We start from the raw sequence: 22088 nt of genomic DNA, 5'->3' as shown, positions 1-22088 counted from the left end.
ATGCCCCAGTTTGATTACCAGGCCCGCACCCGAGAGGGTGCTATGCAAACCGGCACTGTGGATGCCCAGGATCAGTCCAGCGCTGCTCAGGTGCTGCTGAATCGGGATCTGGTACCTATTGTTATTCAGGCCAGCGCGGAAAAAAGCCAGCGACGGATAGCCTGGTTTCAACCCAGGGTGGGGCTGGATGAACTGGTGATCTTTGCCCGGCAGATGTATTCGTTAACCAAATCCGGTATTCCCATTCTGCGCGCCATAGGTGGCCTGGCAGAAAGCAGCAGTTCAATACGCATGCGGGAAGCATTGCAGGATGTGGTAGAGCACCTGGAACGGGGGCACTCGCTGTCTAATGCCTTGCATCGCCATAGCCGGGTGTTTAACAGTCTGTTTGTCAGCGTGGTGCATGTGGGGGAAAACACCGGTCGCTTGGATGAAGCCTTTCGCCTACTGGCGCAATATCTGGAACGTGAACAGGAAACGCGCAAACAAATCAAAGCGGCAACCCGCTATCCCATGTTTGTACTGATAGCCATTGTTCTCGCCCTGGTGATTATGAATATCTGGGTAATCCCCACCTTTGCCGGCATGTTTGCCAAATTGGGTGCAGATTTGCCCACTATGACCAAAATACTTATCGGCATGTCGAATTTGTTCGTGCACTACTGGCACTGGATGTTATTAGCCGTGACTGGGGGTTGGTTTTTGTTACGGCGTTACCTGAAAAGCACGCAAGGCGCCTTTAACTGGGACAGATATAAACTGAGATTGTATGCGGTCGGCAGTATATTACGCCGTTCGTTATTATCGCGCTTTGCCCGCAGTTTCGCCATGATGACCCGTGCCGGCGTGCCTCTAACTCATGCGCTAAATCTGGTGGCGGATGCGGTGGATAATAAATACATGGCGAAGCAGATCATTGATATGCGCCGCAATATAGAAAAAGGTGAGAGCCTGTCCCGAGTCTGCGCTGGCAGCAAACTTTTCACTCCCTTGGTATTGCAAATGATCAGCGTTGGGGAAGAAACCGGCCGGGTGGACGAGCTGCTAACCGATGTTGCAGAGTTCTATGAACGTGAAGTGGAATACGATCTAAAAAGCCTGACTGCCAAGATTGAACCTATTTTGATTGGCATTGTGGCGGTCATGGTACTTGTGCTGGCACTGGGGATCTTCACTCCCATGTGGGATATGGCCAGGGCTTACCGGGGGGGATGAGATGAGCGATCAGTCTGTCAGTGAAAACAATCTGCAACGTCTGCTGATTCAAATCATCATCGTGGTGATCTTTGCTTTGCTGATGGTGTTTTTCATCTGGTACCTGAATGACAGTGAAGACGATGTCAAAAAGATTAGCCTGGATATGCTGGCCGATGAGATGGCTGAAGCTGTGGTGGCGGCTAAATGGCAATGGGAAGCCGAAGGTCGCCCAGCCCGGATATTGCAAATTCGCTATAACAGCCAGGGCAAGGAAGTAGACCGGCGGCCTATCGCCATGAGCCATATTGGCTGGCCGAGGGTTGAACCAACCAGCGAAGGTTGCGCCGGGCTGTGGCAGGCTGTACTGAACGTACCCATGGAAGTACAAAGTTTTAAGTTGTATGGCGAGTACTTTGACGGTGTAAAACTAACAGGCAAGGCACTGGATAGCACCTGTAGATTCAGATTGTCGACCGGGCCATATTTTGAATACAGGATCTACACCGGCCAGGTTATTAAACAATAACCACACCGGGTATCAACGCCACCAACAAGGGGATGGGAGCAAAATGAGAATGCACAATCAACACCGGGGCTTTACCTTAATCGAACTGGTTATTGTGGTGGTGGTTTTGGGATTGCTGGCCGCGGTGGCCTTACCACGCATGCTGGAAGTCACAGATGATGCACAAAATGCCACGGTTGAAGGCGTAGCGGGTGGCTTTGCTACCGGCGTCGGCCTGATTCGGGCACAGTGGGAGCTGGAAGGTCGGCCATCTGAAAACAGTGGTACCAATGCCACCTTTGTGACGGTGGGAGGGATTCAGATTGGCATAGATAAGAATACCGGTTACCCGAGCGGCGAACTGGCCAATGACAATAGCTCGGAAGATGATGCAATCACGGATTTGGACTGTGTGAGCATTTTTAATTTGATTATGCAAAGCGCCCCGACCATTACAGATGATTGGAATCAAAAACCTTTTGCTAACTATCGCTATTATACCCGGGCAGGTGACGGTGCCGGTTCAGGGGGGAATGACGTGTGTTATTACTATTTGACCCAGTCGGTGAAGAATCGCCAGGCCGCGCCAACAGACAACACGGTAGGCGACGGCTTTGTTTATGACCCACGCATTGGTCAGGTAATTGTATTTAGTCGCCCTTAAGAGGGCGGCGAATAAGATACTGCTTTTGTAAAAGAAAGTGGCAATATAACCTAAGAGATATACTAAGAGATTGTTTTAAAAGGGGTAAGTGATATGAAACAACGAGGTTTTACATTAATTGAGCTGATCATTGTGATCGTGATTTTGGGCATTCTGGCGGTGACTGCAGCACCTAAGTTTATTGATATTCAGTCTGATGCTCGGGGTGCTACGCTGCAAGGTGTGAAGGCATCTATTGAAACGGCCATCTCCGGTGTGTATGGCAAATCCTTGATTGCCGGTAACCAGGGCAGTGCATCAGGTGCAACACCTGCGCCAACTATTACAGTAAATGGCCAAACTATTAGTCTTAACTACGGCTATCCAACCGGCACGGCAGCACAGTGGGCTGACTTACTGGAACTGAATATCGATGAATTCAAAACCATTTTTTTGTCCGCTGGCGTAGACACGAATAATTCCGGGACTGCAGATATAGGCGCTACCGAAGGTGCTTTGGTTATTTATCCTGCTGGTTACACAGCGCCTAGTGCTGATACGTCCAGTGCAGGTAATGACCAATGCTTCGTTTATTACAGCAACGAGCTGACTACTACAGGCAGTAAACCTTCCATTGGTGTCGTTGACACCGAATGCTAGTTCATTACCTATTCGGCTGAGTGGGAAATGTATTATGAAAACCGCCGGTTTTACCTTACTGGAATTGATTATTGTGATCATTGTTCTGGGGGTACTGGCGGTTTCTGCTGTCAGCCGCTTTGCTGGTAAAGACGGTGTGGTGGAATATACAGTGCAGGCCAGGATTATTGCCTCGCTACGCAATATGCAAACCCGCGCCATGCAAGATACCCGGCCGGGTTATTGTTTTCAGGTTAATTTTACCGCCACGGATTTTGGTCCGCCTGACTTTACTCATACTTCCGCGACACAAGCTGACCTGGCTTATGCCTTAAATGGTGATGTCGGCCAGATGGCCAGAACCTGCAGCACTTTGGTCGGCACCCTGACCCCGGAATATCTGCGCAGCAGCAGTGGCGAACTGAGTAGTGAAGGGATACAACTATCGGTTTTAGATGACGCAACTAGTCTTGAGCATATTGGCTTTGACAGTTTTGGTCGTCCGGTCAACCCTATAAGTCCGAAACCTGTTTGTGGTTCGACTTGTCGGGTGCAGATTAGCGGTGCTATTACCACCGAAGTTTGTATTGAGGCTGAGGGCTATATCCATGCCTGCCAATAGCAGGGGCTTTACCCTGATGGAGATGGTGATAGGTATTACCGCCTTTGCCGTCGCCCTGACCTTGATTAGCAGCCTGATTTTGCCGCAGGCCAGTCGCAGTGTAGAACCTATTCTTCAGGCCAGAGCAGCGCAGCTTGGCCAGTCATTATTAAATGAAATCAGTGGACGCGCGTTTGACGAGCATTCAGATCGTGCCGGCGGGTTACTGCGCTGCGGAGAAGATGCAGACAGGCCCGAAGACGGTATTCAAGCCGATGAATTGTGCACGCAACCAGCGGCCTTAGGCTGCGAAGAAGGCGGGACGAACAAAGACCTGTACGATGATGTGGATGATTATCTGTGTCTGGACGGGCTAAGTGCCGCGGCCATTTTTAATGCTGCCACCGCAGATGCCTCGTTACTCAAGGATGATATCGCGCTTTATCAGGGCTTTATGCTTGGGGTACAGGTGTTTTATGACCAGAATATGGACGGTCAAGCGGACGCTGGTATAGGTAACCTAAAGCTGATTACCCTGACGGTAACTACCCCTATGGGACAGCCTATAGTGTTTTCCACCTATCGGGGGAACTACTGATATGCTGGCCAGAAAACGCGGCTTTACCCTGATGGAAATGGTGGTGGTGATCACCATTTTAGGCGTGGTGTCTTTAGCGGTGTTCAGCTTTATTGGTATGGGCACCCGTATTTATGTGGATGCTACCGAGCGCGATCAACTGCTTAGTGAAGCGCGTTTTGTGGTGGAGCGTTTAAGCCGCGAGCTGCGCAATGCCGTGCCCAACAGTATTCGTACCCGCCAGGCCAATAGCAATAACAGCCATTGTATTGAATTTGTGCCGATTAAATGGAGCGGTTTTTATCTGGATGTGCCGGTGGCACCGGAACTCGCTGCATCAGAAGTTAAGGTGTTAAGTCTGAGTGCAGAAAGCGATGACTACAGCGCGGCAAGTGACGATCGCTTGTTGGTTTATCCCATTACTTCAGCGAAGGTTTACAATTCAACCGCGTCGCCCAGAGTGCAATATCCTGTTCTTAATATCAGCGGCCCGGATACTGATAATTTGATGACCATCAATTTGGTAAGCCAAGCGCTATTTACCACCGACTCTCCCTCCTCTCGTTTTTATATAGGTGGTCAGCCGGTTGCTTATTGCTTCTGGCGTGATGGTGGCGAAAGTGATACTTGGCTGTATCGTTATCAAGATTATGGCTATCTATCGAGCCCGACCAACAGTAATGCCAATATTACTAAGATTCGGAACGATACTGAGTCATTAATGGCCAAAAGTGTACACCCATACTCACTGGTGGCGGCCGATGATGAGCTGCCCTTCAAAGTGCTGCCGGCCACCTTAACCCGTAATGCGCTGGTACAGATTCGGCTGCGTTTTATGCTAAACGAGGAAATCCTCTCCTATCATTATGAAGTGCAGGTGCCCAATGTGCCCTGATATGCATAAACAAAGAGGCAGCATGTTGATGATGGCGCTGTTTATTCTGGTGATACTGGCTGGACTGGGTTTTGCCTTGAGCCGCATTCTTTCTACATCCAGCGATACTATCGTGAATGAAGTCTATGGGGTACGTGCCCTGCAAGCGGCCAAAAGCGGTCTGGAAATTCAGTTGAGCGAGATTTTTCCAATAGGCTCTTCTGTCGGTGTCCCCTCATCATGCCAGACTGATAGCGTTTTTCAGCCCTTGGCTGTGCCAGGGCTAACAAATTGTGCGTATCTGCGTCGTTGCCAATCGCAAGCGTATGCGGCGGCTGATATACGCCTGTATCAACTCTCTGTCACAGGGGCCTGCCAGGCCGGTGATTCGGTGATCAGTCGCACCTTGTCTGTGGATGCTAGGGAGGGACTATGAGGTGCTGGTTTGGCTTGATTATATTGCTTGCTGCTGGCTCCGTTTGGGCGGCTGACTATAGTTTACCAAATGGCCCTTTACCGCCTGGCTGTAAAAAAGGAGGGACGACAGTGACCTGTTCGGGACTCTCTTTGAGCTGGAATGACAGTATTTCCGTTAGCACCGCCGGCCCCGGCGTCACCTTAAAAATCAACGGTAATGCAAAATTATCTAATGCCAAGATAAACCAAAGTGGTAGTGCTTCGCGCTTATCTATTCAGATTTCTGGCAGTTTATCAACAGGGTCTGACTTTAGGGCTAATGCAAACTTCACTGTCGAAAAGGCGGTTGATCTTGGCTATGCCAATGTAATAGTTGGCAACTTGTCTGCCGATACGATTGAAACCGGTTCTAATAGCACATTTAGCGGCAATATGAATGCCACGGCCATTAATACCGCATCAGACAATCAAATGAGCGGTAATCTGACCGCCAATATCATTCAACTTGGTTCCAGCAATACCTTGGAGGGTGGGTTATATGGAGGAAGTATTTATACAGGCTCGGCTAATAGCATCACTGGACCAATTCAAGGCTCAGATATCACCATTGGTTCCAGCAGTAGTCGGATAGAGGGCAATGTTTCTGCTACCAATCATTTAGAAATCGGCAGTGGTACTACAGTGATAGGTGATCTGAATGCATACAGTATTGATACCATCAGTGCGGTATATCTGACCGGAGACGTCAATGCGACCACCAGTTTTATCCTTGCCAGTGGTAGCAGTCTGACCGGTGAGGTGAACGCACCTGTTGTCGAAATAGAGCCCTCAAATGCCAGTGTATATGGTGATATCTTTGCCTCTACATCATTGACCATCGGCAGCGATGGCAGCGTTTACGGCAATATTCAAACAGGTCAGGCGATTCTAAAGTCCTCAAATGCGCTGGTGGATGGCAATATTCTGGCTGATTCGCTGACGGTGGTGGACTGGGGGGGGCGGGTAACAGGTGATGTTACTGCCAGTCATATCACCAACAATGGCACGATTGAGGGCGGAACCTATTGCGATACTTCCGATGGTTATACTCCTACCAGTTGCAGTGCGTCTGCCGCGCAGGTACATCACTTTTTGCTTAGTCATAGCGGGTTGATTGCGTCTTGCGAAAGTCAGTACCCGGTGAATGTGGTTGCCTGTGCAGATGCCACTTGTTCGACCCAGACAGATATTACGGGCACGGTAGAGATAACTGAAAGAAATGGCAGGTTAGGTGCAGTAAATGCAGATTTTAATAGCAGTAGCCAGACCAATGTTATGTTGACTGTGAGTCAACAAGCACTCTACCCCGCGACCTTCGAACTGAGTACCGGTGCCATCAGCGGTATCACACCATCCAATCCATTTACCTGTCAAAAAGGCTTATCCGGACTAGCTTGTCAATTTACTGTTAAAGACAGTGTGCTGCGTTTTGTGCGAAAGGGCAGTAATGATACGGGGCTAAATCATCAGGTGGCCGGGGTGGAGTTTGAATTAGAGCTACAGGCCATTACCACCGATGCGGAAACCGGGCTCTGTAATGCCGCACTGACAAATAATCAAACCGTTGCCATTGATCTAAACTGCCAGGATCCAGGCTTATGTAGCAATGGCAACTGGTTGACGGTGAATAATGTTGCACTAGGGGACGCGCCGGGCAATATCCAGGCAGATTTTGGCAGTGATGGGCAAGCCGTATTGGGTGTACGCTATGACGATGCTGGAAAAATAAGCCTAGATGCGGCGACAAGCAGTAACAATAGTAGCAAGATACTTATTGGTAGCTCATCGGCATTTACCGTAAAACCAGCAGCTGTGGCCATTGACGTGGTAAATGCCAGTGGGGATAGCAGTGCTTTTAGCGGTGCCTATCATGATGGCAGTGTGTTTGCCAAAGCAGGAGAGGCATTCAGCGTTAAACTACGTGCCCTGAATGCGCTAGGCGGTACAACCAACAATTTCGGTAACGAATCAGTGCCCAGAAAGCTAGTGATAGTGGGGCATCAATTGCTAGCTCCATTACCGGGACAAGCGGGGCATTTGGCTAATCAAGCTATATTTAGCAAACATGCCTCCGTTGCCGGATTGTTCGAAAATCACAATGTCAGTTTTTCCGAGGTGGGGGTTGTGCGCTTTAGTGCGGATGTTGACCAGGATTATCTTGGCGCGGGGAAAGTAACACCGCTTAGTGAAAGTAATCCTGTGGGCCGTTTTATTCCGGCCCACTTTGCCCTGACCGATGACAGCGTTGAAGCGGTGTGTAACGGATTTAGCTATATGGGGCAGCCCTTTGGGGTTAAAGCGCAAATTCTGGCGCAAAATACCAATAATCAGACAACAGCAAATTATCAGGGGTTGTTTGCCAAATCAGCCAACCTGACGCTGGCTGCGTATCAGGATGAAGATCTCAGTGGTAGGTTGTCGCCCGTTTCCCATAATCTTGTCTGGGGGGCGGGCGTTGCCAATTTAGATACAGATATCACGTTCGTTCGGCCGGTTATCCCGCCTTCTGTAGATGGCCCCTTTGATAATCTGCAGCTCGGCCTCCAGGTCAATGACAGTGATTCGGTGCCAATGCAGACAGTGCATGCGGATTTTTTAGCGGCGCAAGCCTTTGCCGCTGGTTCTCCCACTAAGGTGCGCTATGGTCGGGCAGTGCTGGCGAATGCCTATGGGCCTGAGACGGAACCTCTACCTTTGCCATTGCAAATCGAGTATTACCAGCAAGGTACGACTCAATGGCAACCGAATCTGTTGGATAACTGTACGGCTTTCAGCGCTGCCGAGCTGATGTTAGTGGCAGAAGACCCATTGGGGCTGGTGTCCTCAAAAACGGGCGCAGGCACAGTGATAGCTGGTAAACCTGTATTACCCAGTGCGGGTTTTGTATTAAGCAGCGCGGGTCAGCGAGGTGATGTGACGATACAGTGGCAGCTACCTTCAGACTGGTTGAAGTATGATTGGCAGGGCAGCAATGTGCAGGAAGGCCCTAAAGCCAAAGCGACCTTTGGCCAGTTCCGTGGAAATGACCGACTGATTTTTCAACGCGAGGTATTTCACTAAGCCCAGCCACCGGCTTTTGTTGGCAGAAAAATCGTTAATTTGCCGCATTGCGGCCCTGTCTGAGCCCAAAAGGGAATTTTTCTTGCTTTTTTATACCTAATGCCTTGCCCACACAACTTGTGCAGGGGCGGGGGCATTGGTAAAGTTAACCAGTTTGTCGTAAATGCTAAATTTAGCCCCATTTTCGTTTAATGGCGGCAGTTAAGGACCGGGTCAGTACATGTTCAAAAAGCTTCGCGGAATGTTTTCCAATGACTTATCTATCGACCTGGGTACAGCCAACACCCTTATTTATGTGAAAAACCAAGGCATAGTGCTGAATGAACCCTCTGTGGTCGCCATTCGTCAGGAACGTGCCGGAGGTCCAAAGAGTGTAGCAGCGGTGGGCAGTGAGGCCAAACGCATGCTGGGTCGTACCCCGGGCAACATCAAGGCCATCCGGCCGATGAAGGACGGTGTGATTGCCGACTTCTATGTTACCGAAAAGATGTTGCAGCACTTTATTAAACAAGTGCATGACAATAACTTCTTGCGCCCCAGTCCCCGGGTACTGGTGTGCGTGCCTTGTGGCTCCACTCAGGTGGAACGTCGCGCTATTCGTGAATCCGCATTGGGTGCCGGAGCGCGTGAGGTGTTTTTGATTGATGAACCTATGGCTGCGGCTATTGGTTCAGGTTTGCCGGTATCTGAAGCCACCGGTTCAATGGTGGTGGATATCGGTGGTGGTACCACGGAAGTGGCCATTATTTCATTGAACGGTGTGGTGTATTCCTCTTCGGTACGTATCGGTGGCGATAAGTTTGATGAAGCCATTATCAACTACATCCGTCGTAACTTCGGCTCGCTGATCGGCGAAGCTACGGCCGAGCGTATTAAGCATGAGATTGGTGCGGCCTACCCTGGTGAGGAAGTGCGCGAAATCGAAGTGCGCGGCCGTAATCTGGCAGAAGGGGTGCCGAGAAGCTTTACCCTTAATTCCAATGAGATTCTGGAAGCGCTGCAAGAGCCTCTCACCGGTATAGTGTCGGCCGTTATGGTGGCACTAGAACAGTCGCCCCCTGAGCTGGCGTCAGACATCTCCGAACGCGGTATGGTGCTGACCGGCGGTGGTGCCTTGCTTAAAGACTTGGATCGTCTGTTGATGGAAGAGACCGGTATTCCTGTGGTTATCGCTGATGATCCTCTTACTTGTGTCGCCAGAGGTGGTGGTAAAGCATTAGAGATGATCGATATGCACGGCGGCGACCTGTTCAGCTACGAATAATCGGTTAATCTGAGGCGGCGTAAGCCGCCCGCTTGTTTTTAGGCGTCTGTCTTGGATACTATTTTTTCCCGCGGTCCGTCACTGAACAGCAGACTGGTGCTTGCCAGTGTGTTGTCTGTGTTGCTTATCATCCTGGACGGCAAATTAGACACTTTTAGTACAGTCAGGGTGTATCTCAACTCCCTGGTCAGCCCCCTGCAATACATGGCGAATCTGCCAGGCGAAGTGCTAAACCAAACAGCCCGCGCCTTGACGACCCAGCGCCAACTGCTGGAAGACAATGCCCAACTGACCCGCCAGAATATTCTGATGAGTGAAGAGTTGCAGCGTTTTGTGGTGCTGGAACAGGAGAACGAGCGGCTGCGTACTTTGCTGGGTTCTCCCGTGCGCCCGGAAGTGCGTAAGATAGTGGCAGAGTTGATGGCGGTTGATAATAACCCCTACAGTCACCAAATCGTAATTAATAAGGGCACCTTGCAAGGTGTCTTTGAAGGACAACCGGTATTAGACGACAAAGGTCTGGTTGGCCAGGTTATGCAGGTAGGCACCACCACCAGTCGGGTGTTGTTGATCGCCGATGTAACGCACGCCGTGCCGGTCAGAATTTTGCGCAACAACGTGCGTTTGGTGGCATCCGGCTCTGGCCAGTTGAACCGACTTGTTATCAATCATGTACCCCATAGTACCGATATTGAGCCGGGTGATATGTTGGTGTCATCGGGTTTGGGACAGGTTTTCCCTGAGGGCTATCCGGTCGGACGTATTGTTGATGTGATCCGCGACGAAACCCGCCCCTTTGCCATTATCCGCGCGGTGCCGGCGGCACAGCTGGACAGATTGAAATACCTGTTGCTGCTCTGGCCGCAAGACGCGCCGCAGGGGCCGGTAGAACAAGGAGAGGCAGTGAATGCACCTGGGTCTTAAACATTGGGCCATTGCCATTAGTTTGCTGGTGGCGCAAATGCTGCAGATTATGCCCATGCCCATCATGGTGGATCCTTATCGCCCTGATTGGGTGTTGTTGGTTTTAGGGTATTGGACCCTGGCTCTGCCTCAACGGGTGAATGTGGGGGTGGCTTTCCTCAATGGCCTGGTATTGGATATTTTGCTGGGCACAGCTTTGGGCATCCACAGCCTGGCATTGAGTCTGGTGATATTTATCCTGGCCGCCAATTACCAGCGTCTGCGTAACTACTCGGTATGGCAACAGGCCTTTATGATCGGCCTACTGGCAGCGCTTTATCACCTGGTTATATTCTGGCTGCAGCATATGCTGACCGATATCTATTTTCTGTTTGACTACCTGTGGCCGGTGTTGACCACCATGCTGTTCTGGCCCTGGTGTTTTATGATTCTGCGCAAGGCGCGCAGACAACTGAAGGTAAGCTGATATGCTGATTTTAGCTTCCGCCTCTCCCCGTCGCGCCGAGTTGTTAACGCAATTGCAGGTGCCCTTTAAACAAATCAGTGTCGACCTCGACGAGTCGGTTAAAAGTGGCGAAGAGCCTCGTGACTACGTTGTCCGCTTAGCCAGGGCTAAAGCAGAAGCTGGTTGGCGGCAGGCAGGCCACGTGGATCCTGTATTGGGTTCAGATACGGCCGTGGTGTGCCAAAATAAGATTCTTGGTAAACCCCAGGATCAGGCTGATTTTAAGCGCATGTTTGCTTTACTTTCCGGCGCCCATCATCAGGTTATGACTGCCGTGGCACTGCGCAGTGACCGAGGTTTGCAACATAGGTTGGTACTAACGGATGTCAGCTTCAAGGTAGTTAGTCCGCAAGAAATGGACTGGTACTGGCAAACTGGTGAACCAGCAGATAAAGCCGGTGGTTACGGTATTCAGGGCCTGGCTGGTCGTTTCGTCACGCGTATTCAGGGCAGTTACAGCGCCGTGGTTGGGTTGCCGCTGTATGAAACTGCCGAATTGCTAAAGGAGCAACATCTGTTATGAGTGCCGAGCTTTTGATCAACGTTACTCCCTCGGAATCCAGGGTTGCCCTGATCGAAAACGGCATCTTGCAAGAGATTCATGTCGAGCGGCATACCAAGAAGGGTCTGGTGGGTAATATCTACCGCGGTAAGGTGAGCCGGGTATTACCTGGGATGCAGGCCGCATTTGTGGATATCGGCTTGGACAAAGCGGCTTTCTTACATGCCTCAGATATCGTTATTCATAGCGAACTGGTGGGGGAAGTATCAGAGAGTCATATGTCCAAGCAGGATATTCGTGAATTAGTCAGAGACGGGCAGGACATTGTGGTGCAGGTGGTGAAAGACCCTATTGGCACTAAAGGCGCCCGTTTGACCACGGATATTACCTTGCCATCCCGTTATTTGGTCTTTATGCCCAGCGTTGCCCATGTAGGGGTATCACAACGTATAGAAGATGAGTCCGAGCGTGAACGGCTTAAGCTGCTCGTGCAGGAGCTGTGCAGCGAGGATGGTGGTTTTATTCTGCGTACCGCGGCCGAAGGGGTTGGAGAAAGCGAGCTTCAGCAGGATGCTGAGTTTCTTAAGCGTCTGTGGGCAAAAGTGCAGCAGCGTATGAAGAAGCGTAAATCTAACGTATTGTACGAGGACTTGCCTTTAGCTCGTCGGGTACTGCGTGACTTTGTGGGTACTCAGCTCGATCGTATTCGTATTGATTCCAAGCTGGCATTCAGCGAGTTGCAAAGCTTTACCAGGGAATATGCCCCCGAGTTGCACCAGTTGCTGGAATATTACCAGGGCGAACGCCCGATTTTTGATTTGTACGATGTAGAAAATGAGGCGCAGCGCTCGTTGGAGAGACGGGTAGAGCTGAAGTCTGGCGGTTATCTGATTATTGATCAAACCGAAGCCATGACCACTATCGACATTAATACCGGCGCTTTTGTGGGGCATCGTAATCTCGAAGAAACTATTTTTAACACCAATATTGAAGCAACGGCGGCCATTGCCCGGCAGCTTCGGCTGCGCAACCTGGGCGGCATCATTATTATCGACTTTATTGATATGGTGGACCCGGATCATCAGCGTCGGGTGCTGCATAGTTTGGAAGTCGCCACCGGCAAAGATCGGGCTAAGATCAACATTCACGGCTTTACTGCCCTGGGCTTGATCGAAATGACACGCAAAAGAACACGCGAAAGTTTGGAACATATCCTCTGTGGTGAGTGTCCAGTATGTAAGGGACGTGGCTCAATTAAAACCGTGGAAACCATTTGTTTTGAGATTATGCGCGAAATTGTCCGGGTCAACCGCGCTTATGATGCAGACAAATTTGTGGTGTATGCCTCGCCGGCAGTAGCGGATGCGCTACTGGGAGAAGAGTCGCATATGCTGGCCGAATTGGAAGTCTTCGTTTCCCGGCAGATTAAGGTACAAACTGAGCCATTGTACAACCAGGATAAATACGACGTAGTCATGATGTAATCTTGACTACAAGCCATGCAAGCACCTAAGGGCGTGGCTGCTAACTGAATTGAAAGAATGTGAAAAAACCGGTTTATTACCTGTCCTATATATTGCGCAAGCTGTGGACGCTCAGTGCTGTACTGCTGGTTACCCTGGCGGTATTGCTCAGTCTGCTGCGTTACAGCCTGCCGTATATGGACAGCAAAAAACACTGGTTAGAAGATTATATTAACCAGCAATACGGTACGGATTTAAAAATCGGCAGTATCAGTGCTGCCTGGCAGGGAGCGGGTCCGTCTATTGTACTGCGCGATGTGGCCCTGAACGGACAAAACGATTCCCCTATTCAACTGAATATCCGGGAAACCGAGATAGAACTGGATTTTTGGGGCTCGGTAAAAAACGGCAATATTCAATCTCAGCGTTTTAATCTGGACGGGCTGACCCTGTCACTGGATATTCCACGACTGGAATCCGGCGACAGCGAATACCCGGTCGTGGATGCACTGCAAGCGCTGTTTCTGGAGCAGCTACAACGCTTCTCGGTAAACAATAGCGACTTATTTCTGGCCTCCGATAAGGAGCGGCAGCATATTCAGATCCAGCAACTGAGTTGGCTAAACCAGGACCAGCGTCACCAGGGAACCGGGTTGATGCGGGTGGCCGAACTTACACGCAATTCCGCGCGCTTTATTTTGGATTTACGCGGTGGGCGCGATAACCTCAGTGGTACTTTTCATGCTGACGCCAAAGAGCTGGATATTTCTCCTTGGTTGGCACAATTCAATCCCAGTCAGCGTGAGCTGGCCGGCGGCCGTTTAAACTTTTCTTTATGGGCAGAAATTAGGGATTCCAACGCTGTATCCGTGCAGGCCAACTTCAGCGACAGCCAATTGAGTTTTAAGGGAAAACAGCCTGCCAGCCTGCGGATTGCCAAAGGCACGTTGCGGGCCGAACCCGATGACTCTGGCTGGCGCTTTGCTTTGCAGCAGGCCGAATTGCTCAGCAATGAAGAGCAGCGTTTAACCTTGGATCTGCAAGGATATGCCAGCGACAGTGGCGACTATCTGTTGCGCAGCTCCGACCTGCAACTGGCTGAGTTATCACCTGTGTTATCTGGTTTTGTCAGCGAGCAACAGGCGGATTGGCTGGCCGCTATGTCCCCACAAGGCAAACTGACGCAGCTGGCGCTGCTGGTTAATAGCAAGGGCTTGGCCGCCACACTGGCTTTCAGTGATTTAGAACTGGCAGCCTCGTCACAAATGCCGGGTGTCAGTGGCCTGCAAGGGCGCTTTGATTGGGCTTATGGTCAAGGGCGACTGTCGTTGACTGGTCATGATGGCTACCTGCTAACCGATGGCTTGCTGGATAGTCGTTTGGCATTCGACGGTTTGGACGCGGATCTCTACATTCAACAAGATGCTGAGGGCAGCATACTGACTGTGCCCAAACTGGCCTTCAGTTCTGATGTGGTGAGTTTCAATCAGGCGGTTCGATACAATAGCCAGGATGGTGAGTTGACCCTGGTGACGCAGGTAGAAGGCCTGAGTGTCGCCGATGCTAAAAAGTTGTTTCCTGGCGAATTAATGGGGCAGAACACCAAGCATTATCTTGATCATGCCCTAGTGTCAGGGCGGGTCAAACATGCAAACCTGCTGTGGCATGGCGTTCCTGCCAACTATCCCTTTACCGATAACAGCGGCATATTTCAGGCCCAGGTCGAGCTACAGGACAGTGAATTCTTGTTTGATGATGACTGGCCAGCACTAACCGAGTTATCTATGCAGTTGCTGTTTGAGAACCAGGGGCTGTGGATGGACAGCAGCAAAGGCAAATTACGTAATCTGAAGGTTGGTCATGTGCAAGCTGTCATCCCAGAATTGCGTGATGATTCGGTGTTGACCATCAGTTTAAAAGATTTAGCGCAAGGCCAAGATGTTACGGACCTGATGGTTAACAGTGAGCTGGCAGATTCTGTTGGTGCAGCCCTCAAAGAAGTGCAGATTGAAGGAGAGCTACAGGCTGAATTAGAGCTGACCATTCCCCTTAGTGGTCGGGATGTGGTTGCGCGTGGGAAGGTGGGCTTCAATGGTAATAAGGTTGGTGTGCGAAGCCTTCAACTGGATATGTTGAAAACCCACGGCGAACTGACCTTTGTGAATGACAAGATCAATGCCAAAGGTTTACAGGCCGAGGTGCTTGGTCAGCCCACCACTATTTCGTTGCAGGGCCAGCAGCGAACTGAAGGTTATCAAACCAAGATCCAACTCAATGGTCAGTGGAACTGGCATCAGTTCTTGCTGGCTCAGCACCCGGGATTGGAGCCTTTTGTGGCCGGCGTATCGCCCTGGCAGGCGGATCTAACCCTGACGCTTCCTGAGCAAGGTTATCAATACGAATTTAATTTGCAGTCGGACATGCTTAACGTCGTATCCGATTTGCCAGCGCCCTTTGCCAAAGGCGCTGGTACTGAGTTGCCACTGCTTCTTGATGTCAGCGGTGACCAACAGGTTTCCAATGTTAGGTTGCAGCTAGGTAATGCGGTTCGTTTCAATGGCCTTCTGCCGCATCAGGAAATGCGCTTTTCCAGGGCACACCTGGCACTGGGTGAAAGTAGCTTTGCTGGTATGGGTAATGGCTTCAGTATTTCCGCTAATTTACCTTTTATCAGCGTTGAGCAATGGCACAGTGCAATTGCAGCATTGTTGTCACTGCCGTCTGAAGGAGAGGGATTATTTCCCATACCGGAACGTATATTCGTTAATGCCCAAAATCTGGATTTGATGGGCTTGGTGCTAAATCAGACAGAGGTGAACTTTAAACATTCTGATCTCGCCTGGTTGGCCACGCTAAATGCGAAACAAGGCCGTGCTGAGATTGAGATTGGGCACGACTGGTTGGAGCGAGGCATCAGTATTCAAGCCGACTATCTGGCCCTGCCAGCCTGGCAGACGTCGGAACAATCAGAAGAGACTGATTTCAGCCAGTTCCCGCCTTTGTTGTTTGAGTGTCAGCGCTGTAGTTACCTGGATTATGAGCTAGGTCAGGTAAGTATCAAGCTAAGTCGCGCCGAGCACGGTATGAAGATAGACCGTCTTGAGATGAAACTCCCAGACAGCCGTATAGCGGCCTCGGGAAACTGGTTTATCAGTGAAGCTGGCAGCAGCACTAAGCTAAGCGGTAACCTTGAAAGCAAAGACTTTGGTGCGCTGTTAAAACATTTTAAGTTTGATGCCGGGATACGGGATTCGGGGGCCAGAATGGACTTTGACCTTAGCTGGCAACAAGCGCCCTACCAGTTTAATTTCGCCACCCTGAATGGGGATGTGAAATGGGCCTTATCTGACGGTTATTTGAGTGAAGTGAGTGACAAAGGTGCGCGCTTATTCTCTATTCTCAGCCTGGAGTCGCTGGTGCGTAAGCTTACCCTGGACTTCAGGGATGTGTTTGCGAAGGGCTTCTTTTACGACAAAATGGATGGCACCTTCCAGGTGACTGATGGCCGGGTTCACACCGAAGATACCAGTATTGATGGGGCGGCAGGGAAGATGGCCCTGGTCGGTTATACGGATTTGAATGACAAAAGCCTGGCTTACAAGATTGGCTTTACCCCCAAAGTAACCTCAAGTTTACCCGTTATTCTGGCCTGGATGGTAAACCCAGCCACGGCACTGGCGGCGTTTGCCCTGGATGAGGTACTAACCTCGGCTAAGGTCATTTCCAATATTGAGTATTCGCTGACCGGCACATTGGATGAACCTGTTTTACAGGAGTTGGGGCGTGATAGTCGTGAGGTGCAATTGCCCGCCAAGGCTAAGCCTAAAGAGCCAGCCCCTTTACCGCCGCAATTACCTCTTGAGGAAACCTCCAATGGTTAATCTTGTTGCTGTGCAAATGCTATCAACGCCTAATCCCGAGGAAAACTTGCAGACCTTGGCGACACAGCTAAAGGGATTGGATCCATCTGTGCCTTCTTTGGTGGTGTTGCCAGAGTGCTTTGCCTGCTTTGGTGGCAGCGACAAAACTCAGCTTGAGCTGGCAGAAACCCTGGGAGAAGGGCCTGTTCAGAGTGCTTTGTCTGCCCTGGCGGCTGAACATGGTATCTGGATGGTAGCCGGTACCATACCAGTCCGGGTACCGGACAAGGAGAAATTTACCGCTTCCAGCCTGCTTTTTTCACCATCGGGGCAAAGAGTGGCGCACTATCGCAAAATTCATCTGTTTGATGTGCAGGTGGCGGATGGGACACGTACCTATCTTGAGTCGAAATACACCCAGGCTGGAGAACAGGTTGTTGTTGCCAACACCGAGATTGGCCGCATTGGCATGGCGGTATGCTATGATCTTCGTTTTGCTGGCCTGTTCCAGGCCATGGGTGAGATCGATATTTTGGTGTTACCGGCGGCCTTTACTCAGGTGACAGGTGAAGCCCATTGGTGGCCGCTGCTTAGGGCCAGGGCCATTGAAAAACAGTGCTTTGTGGTGGCAGCCGGGCAGGGCGGCCAGCATGCCAACGGGCGTGAGACCTATGGCCATTCCACTATTATAACTCCCTGGGGAGAAGTGTTGACCAGTCTGGCCCAAGGGCCGGGGCTGGTACAAGCGCTGGTTGATTTTGACCAGATGCACGAGATTCGTCGAAATATGCCGGTTGGGCAGCACAACCAATTCAGGAGCGAACTGATTGAATTCAATAGTTGAGCAGAACCTGCTGTCAGCATCAGAGCTGACACAAGCTGATCTGCAAGAGGCCCTGGGCCTGATTTACCAGCACGATAATGATTTTGCTGATTTGTATTTTCAATCCAGCCAGCATGAGAGCTGGGTGTTGGAAGATGGCATTATTAAAGATGGCAGCTACAACATAGAGCGTGGCGTTGGGGTACGGGCGGTTAGCGGCGAGAAAACTGGCTTTGCCTATTCAGACGAAATTTCCCGGCAGGCTTTGAATCAGGCTTGTCAGGCGGCGCGCAGTATCACCCGTCAAGGCGGTAACCATCAGGTCAAAGCCTTTTCGGCTGCTAAGTCCCAAAAGGCCCTGTATGAAGGGCGTAATCCGATTTTGGATCTGTCCGATCAGGACAAAATCAATCTGCTGAAAAGTATGGATAGCTATGTACGTCAGCAGGAGCCTGATATCAGCCAGGTGGTGGTGAGTATCAGTGGTGTATATGAAGAAGTGTTGGTGGCTGCCACCGATGGGACTTTGAGTACAGATATTCGTCCTTTGGTGCGACTGAATTGCTCGGTTCTGATCGAGAAAAATGGCCGTCGTGAACGGGGTAGTGCCGGGATGGGCGGGCGTTATGCCTATGCCAGATTCTTAGAGTTGGAGCAGGGGATTCCCCGTTACCAGCAATTGGCTGATGACGCTTTGCATATGGCCAGAGTGAATATGCAGGCGGTGGATGCTCCCGCTGGTCTGATGCCCGTAGTGCTGGGCAGTGGCTGGCCAGGGGTGCTGTTGCATGAAGCCGTAGGTCATGGCCTGGAAGGAGACTTTAATCGTAAGGGCTCGTCCACTTTTAGTGGTCGTATTGGCCAGCAGGTAGCTGCCAAAGGCGTTACTGTGGTGGACGACGGGACTATGGCCGAGCGCCGTGGCTCGCTGAGCATCGACGATGAAGGCAACCCAAGTCAGTACAATGTGTTAATTGAAGACGGCATCCTCAAAGGCTATATGCAGGATAAACAAAATGCCCGTTTGATGGGGGTACCGGTTACCGGTAACGGTCGCCGTGAGTCCTATGCTCATCTGCCGATGCCGAGAATGACCAACACTTATATGTTGGGCGGTGACTACGAACCGGAAGAAATTATCAGCACTATTAAGAAAGGCATTTATGCGCCTAATTTTGGTGGTGGTCAGGTGGATATCACCTCAGGTAAGTTTGTCTTCTCGACCTCTGAAGCTTACCTGATTGAGAATGGCAAAATCACTGCTCCGGTGAAGGGCGCCACTTTGATTGGTAATGGACCGCAGGTAATGCAGAAAGTGTCGATGATAGGTAATGATATGAGCCTGGATTCGGGCGTTGGCGTATGTGGCAAAGACGGGCAAAGCGTGCCCGTTGGTGTGGGCCAGCCTACCTTAAAAGTGGATGAGCTTACCGTCGGCGGTACAGCATAAAGAAGGCGGCATTAGCCGCCTTTTTACTGTCTGGCATTTAAACGCCAAAGCTGTATTACTGCTCAGATATCTGGCGTAAATACTGAAATATCTCTCGGGAGGATTTAGGCGGCTTATTTTGCTGTGCTTCCTTTTGGGCCTGGCGACTGAGTTGACGCAGCTTTTGCCTTTCCAGATCCGGGTATAGTTCGATGGCCTGGTTGATGGCGCTGTCACCTTGTTCGACTATATCGTCGCGTAGCCTTTCTAATTTATGAAATTGTGCTGTGGCTTGTTGGTGTTTGTTTTCCAGCAAATCAAGGGCTTGTTGAATAGGCTCAACATCCCGGGTACGCATTAATTTGCCGATAAACTGCAACTGGCGGCGATAGCCTTCTTTCTTCCTGTCGATGCGTTTAGCCAGATTGATTGCATCGCTCAGCTCGCCATCCAGTGGGATCTTTGCCAAGGCTGCCGGGCCTAGGCCAACCAGCTTTAAACCCAGTTGTTGCAGGTCCTGCATCTCGTTTTTAAGCTGAGTTTTGCTTTTACCTTCAAATTCCTGATCGTCGTATTCGGTCATCTTGATGTCTTTAGTGATAAACTAGCTATCCAATTGTAACCTTTTGCCCGCTGGAAAACCTAATTCCCATGAATGCACAACAAAGCCTTGCTGAAATTCAGACCGTTGTTGATGAAGTCCTGACCCTGGCTAAAAAACTTGGCGCCAGTCAGGCTGAAGCCAGTATGAGTAAAGTTCAGGGCATTGCCGTCTCTTCACGTATGCAGCAAGTCGAAACCCTGGAGTTCACAAATGACGGTGGACTGGGCATTAGCGTTTACGTGGGACAGCGTAAAGGCAGCGCTTCTACTGCGGACCTGAGCCCGGCAGCGTTAAAGCTGACGGTAGAAAAAGCCATCGAGATTGCTCGCTACACCAGCGAGGATCCTTGTGCCGGGTTGGCCGACGCTGAGCTTATTGCCACCGAGTTTCCTGATTTAGATCTGTTTCACCCCATTGAGCTGGATGCCGAGGCCGGTATTGCGATGGCCATAAGGGCCGAAGAAGCGGCCTTTGCTCATGATCCGCGGATCAAAAATTCTGATGGTGCCTCCTACAACGCCAATATGGGGGTGAAAGTCTACGGCAATACCCATGGTATTAATGCTGGTTATCCAAGCAGTCGTTACAGTCTGAGCTGTGTGGTGATTGCGGAAAAGGATGGCGATATGCAGCGAGACTACGCCTACAGCGTGAATCGCGAAGCGGGACAACTGCATACCCCTGAGCAAATAGGGATTGAAGCCGCTCAAGCCACTGTTGCCCGTTTGGGTGCTCATAAGCTTAAGACGGCTAAGGTGCCGGTGCTTTTTCATCGTGAAATTGCCTCCAGCTTGTTTGGCCATTTGGTCTCTGCCATCAGTGGTGGCAGTTTGTATCGTAACTCTTCCTTCCTGCTCGATCATTTAGGTAAGCAGGTTATGCCGGACTGGGTGCGTATCGAAGAACGCCCGCATATCCTTAAGGGACTGGCTAGTTCAAGCTTTGATCATGAAGGGGTGCGCACTGCTGATATGGATATTGTGGCCGATGGGATATTGCAGCACTACCTGCTAACCAGCTACTCGGGCCGCAAACTGGGTATGCCGTCAAATGGCCACGCTGGTGGGATACATAACTGGTTGGTGAAGTCTTCGGGACAGGATTTTGACCAGTTACTTGCACAGATGGGAACAGGGCTGCTGGTGACCGAATTAATGGGGCAAGGGGTGAATATTGTTAACGGCGATTATTCACGGGGTGCAGCGGGCTTCTGGGTTGAAAACGGGCAAATCCAATATCCGGTACATGAAGTCACTATTGCCGGTAATCTGAAAGAGATGCTGATGGGGATTCAGGCTATTGGTACGGATACCGAGACACGCGGTGCGGTACAAACCGGCTCAGTGTTGTTAAACCCTATGCAGGTTGCTGGCGATTAAGAAAGAATGAGAATGGCGAGGAGGTACCCAAGGGGCATCTCCTCGCATTACCCGCTATTTAGGCGTCAACCGTACCGCAGAAACGGTAGCCTTCACCGTGTACTGTCACAATCAACTCTTCTGCACTGGGCTCAGACTCAAAGTGTTTACGGATACGGCGAATGGTAACGTCTACCGTTCTGTCGTTGGGGCGCAGTTCGCGACCGGTCATTTCCATAATCAGCTGCTCACGGGTCAGGATCTTGCCTGGGTGACGCAGGAACAGGTGCAAGGCACGGAATTCACTGCGCGGCAGACGGAATTCCTGGCTGCTGGGTGAAATCAGGCTGCGGCTGTCGCCATCCAGTGTCCAGCCGTTGAACGACACTTTGCTTGGCAAATCATCGTCTTCGTTGCTGTTCAGGGTTCTGGCCAGCAAGTTGCGGGCACGAATGGTTAGCTCACGAGGGTTAAACGGCTTCGTTAGATAGTCGTCTGCACCAATTTCCAAGCCAAGAATGCGGTCAACATCATTGTCGCGACCTGTCAGGAAAATCAATCCAACGTTTTTGCGGTCACGCACTTCGCGCGCCAAAATCAGACCATTTTTACCTGGCAGGTTAATATCCATGATCACCAAATTGATGGTGTGCTCGGCAAAGATGTTGTGCATCTCTTCACCATTTTCGGCTTCGTATACCTGATAGCCTTCTGCTTCAAACAGGCTTTTCAGAGTTGTTCTGGTAACAACCTCATCTTCGACAATGAGAATATTTGGGGTTTGCATCTTTTAAAGTTCCACGC

At 50.7% G+C, this 22088-nt stretch carries 20 protein-coding genes; 18 read left to right on the top strand and 2 right to left on the bottom strand.

The features are described from left to right. The 17 genes from IEX02_RS13420 to tldD all read left to right on the top strand — a co-directional run bounded on the left by IEX02_RS13420 (position 1) and on the right by tldD (position 19343). The gene (locus IEX02_RS13420) at positions 1 to 1215 is read left to right on the top strand and encodes a type II secretion system F family protein (RefSeq protein ID WP_188696085.1); all 1215 of its coding nucleotides are present in this window, start codon (positions 1 to 3) and stop codon (positions 1213 to 1215) included. 1 nt (position 1216) lies between these two features. After that, on the top strand, positions 1217 to 1723 hold the full coding sequence (locus tag IEX02_RS13415; RefSeq protein WP_188696082.1) for a hypothetical protein: 507 nt from the start codon (positions 1217 to 1219) through the stop codon (positions 1721 to 1723). Positions 1724 to 1772: 49 nt separating this feature from the next. Beyond that, positions 1773 to 2366 carry a prepilin-type N-terminal cleavage/methylation domain-containing protein gene (locus tag IEX02_RS13410; protein ID WP_229702222.1) on the top strand — a complete coding sequence of 198 codons (594 nt, stop codon included), beginning with the start codon at positions 1773 to 1775 and terminating at the stop codon, positions 2364 to 2366. A gap of 93 nt (positions 2367 to 2459) precedes the next feature. Then, positions 2460 to 3005: a prepilin-type N-terminal cleavage/methylation domain-containing protein gene (locus tag IEX02_RS20530; RefSeq protein WP_188696077.1), complete on the top strand. Its 546-nt coding sequence runs from the start codon at positions 2460 to 2462 to the stop codon at positions 3003 to 3005. Between the two features lie 34 nt (positions 3006 to 3039). After that, positions 3040 to 3606: a type II secretion system protein gene (locus IEX02_RS20525; protein ID WP_308422500.1), complete on the top strand. Its 567-nt coding sequence runs from the start codon at positions 3040 to 3042 to the stop codon at positions 3604 to 3606. Further along, positions 3593 to 4183, top strand: a complete 591-nt coding sequence (locus IEX02_RS13395; protein ID WP_188696073.1) for a type IV pilus modification PilV family protein — start codon at positions 3593 to 3595, stop codon at positions 4181 to 4183. The genes IEX02_RS20525 and IEX02_RS13395 overlap by 14 nt, the downstream gene beginning before the upstream one ends. Position 4184: 1 nt before the next feature. Then, a complete protein-coding gene (locus IEX02_RS13390) occupies positions 4185 to 5057 on the top strand; it encodes a PulJ/GspJ family protein (RefSeq protein ID WP_188696071.1) in 873 nt (290 codons plus the stop codon). A gap of 1 nt (position 5058) precedes the next feature. Next, a complete protein-coding gene (locus IEX02_RS13385) occupies positions 5059 to 5472 on the top strand; it encodes a type II secretory pathway protein (protein WP_188696067.1) in 414 nt (137 codons plus the stop codon). A gap of 131 nt (positions 5473 to 5603) precedes the next feature. Further along, positions 5604 to 8552 (top strand): polymer-forming cytoskeletal protein, encoded by a 2949-nt coding sequence (locus tag IEX02_RS13380; protein WP_188696065.1) that lies wholly within the window; start codon positions 5604 to 5606, stop codon positions 8550 to 8552. Positions 8553 to 8772: 220 nt separating this feature from the next. Continuing rightward, a complete protein-coding gene (locus IEX02_RS13375; protein ID WP_102794482.1) occupies positions 8773 to 9816 on the top strand; it encodes a rod shape-determining protein in 1044 nt (347 codons plus the stop codon). 51 nt (positions 9817 to 9867) lie between these two features. Next, positions 9868 to 10740, top strand: coding sequence for a rod shape-determining protein MreC (gene mreC, locus IEX02_RS13370; RefSeq protein ID WP_188696062.1), 873 nt, complete (start codon positions 9868 to 9870; stop codon positions 10738 to 10740). Further along, entirely contained in the window at positions 10724 to 11206 is a 483-nt protein-coding gene (gene mreD, locus IEX02_RS13365) for a rod shape-determining protein MreD (protein ID WP_373285008.1), read from the top strand. The genes mreC and mreD overlap by 17 nt, the downstream gene beginning before the upstream one ends. A 1-nt stretch (position 11207) precedes the next feature. Further along, positions 11208 to 11768, top strand: coding sequence for a Maf family protein (locus tag IEX02_RS13360; protein WP_188696059.1), 561 nt, complete (start codon positions 11208 to 11210; stop codon positions 11766 to 11768). Further along, positions 11765 to 13231: a ribonuclease G gene (gene rng, locus IEX02_RS13355; RefSeq protein ID WP_188696056.1), complete on the top strand. Its 1467-nt coding sequence runs from the start codon at positions 11765 to 11767 to the stop codon at positions 13229 to 13231. Before IEX02_RS13360 ends, rng begins: the two co-directional genes overlap by 4 nt. Positions 13232 to 13290: 59 nt before the next feature. Beyond that, entirely contained in the window at positions 13291 to 17091 is a 3801-nt protein-coding gene (locus IEX02_RS13350) for a YhdP family protein (RefSeq protein ID WP_188696053.1), read from the top strand. Next, a complete protein-coding gene (locus IEX02_RS13345; protein ID WP_188696050.1) occupies positions 17084 to 17914 on the top strand; it encodes a carbon-nitrogen hydrolase family protein in 831 nt (276 codons plus the stop codon). The genes IEX02_RS13350 and IEX02_RS13345 overlap by 8 nt, the downstream gene beginning before the upstream one ends. Further along, complete coding sequence (gene tldD, locus IEX02_RS13340) at positions 17898 to 19343, top strand: metalloprotease TldD (protein ID WP_188696045.1); 1446 nt, start codon at positions 17898 to 17900, stop codon at positions 19341 to 19343. The genes IEX02_RS13345 and tldD overlap by 17 nt, the downstream gene beginning before the upstream one ends. Before the next feature lie 55 nt (positions 19344 to 19398). Here the strand turns inward: tldD and yjgA are convergent, their stop codons facing one another. Continuing rightward, positions 19399 to 19905: a ribosome biogenesis factor YjgA gene (yjgA, locus tag IEX02_RS13335; protein WP_188696040.1), complete on the bottom strand. Its 507-nt coding sequence runs from the start codon at positions 19903 to 19905 to the stop codon at positions 19399 to 19401. 68 nt (positions 19906 to 19973) lie between these two features. Between yjgA and pmbA the strand changes: the two genes are divergently transcribed. Beyond that, positions 19974 to 21305 carry a metalloprotease PmbA gene (gene pmbA, locus IEX02_RS13330; protein WP_188696037.1) on the top strand — a complete coding sequence of 444 codons (1332 nt, stop codon included), beginning with the start codon at positions 19974 to 19976 and terminating at the stop codon, positions 21303 to 21305. Positions 21306 to 21363: 58 nt separating this feature from the next. Here the strand turns inward: pmbA and arcA are convergent, their stop codons facing one another. Next, the gene (arcA, locus tag IEX02_RS13325; protein WP_188696035.1) at positions 21364 to 22071 is read right to left on the bottom strand and encodes a two-component system response regulator ArcA; all 708 of its coding nucleotides are present in this window, start codon (positions 22069 to 22071) and stop codon (positions 21364 to 21366) included. Positions 22072 to 22088 lie beyond the last annotated feature (17 nt).

The organism is Bowmanella pacifica, from assembly GCF_014645355.1.
Lineage (GTDB): Bacteria > Pseudomonadota > Gammaproteobacteria > Enterobacterales > Alteromonadaceae > Bowmanella > Bowmanella pacifica.
The sequence above is the reverse complement of the archived record's forward strand: the minus strand, read 5'-3'. Positions and strand labels throughout refer to the sequence as shown.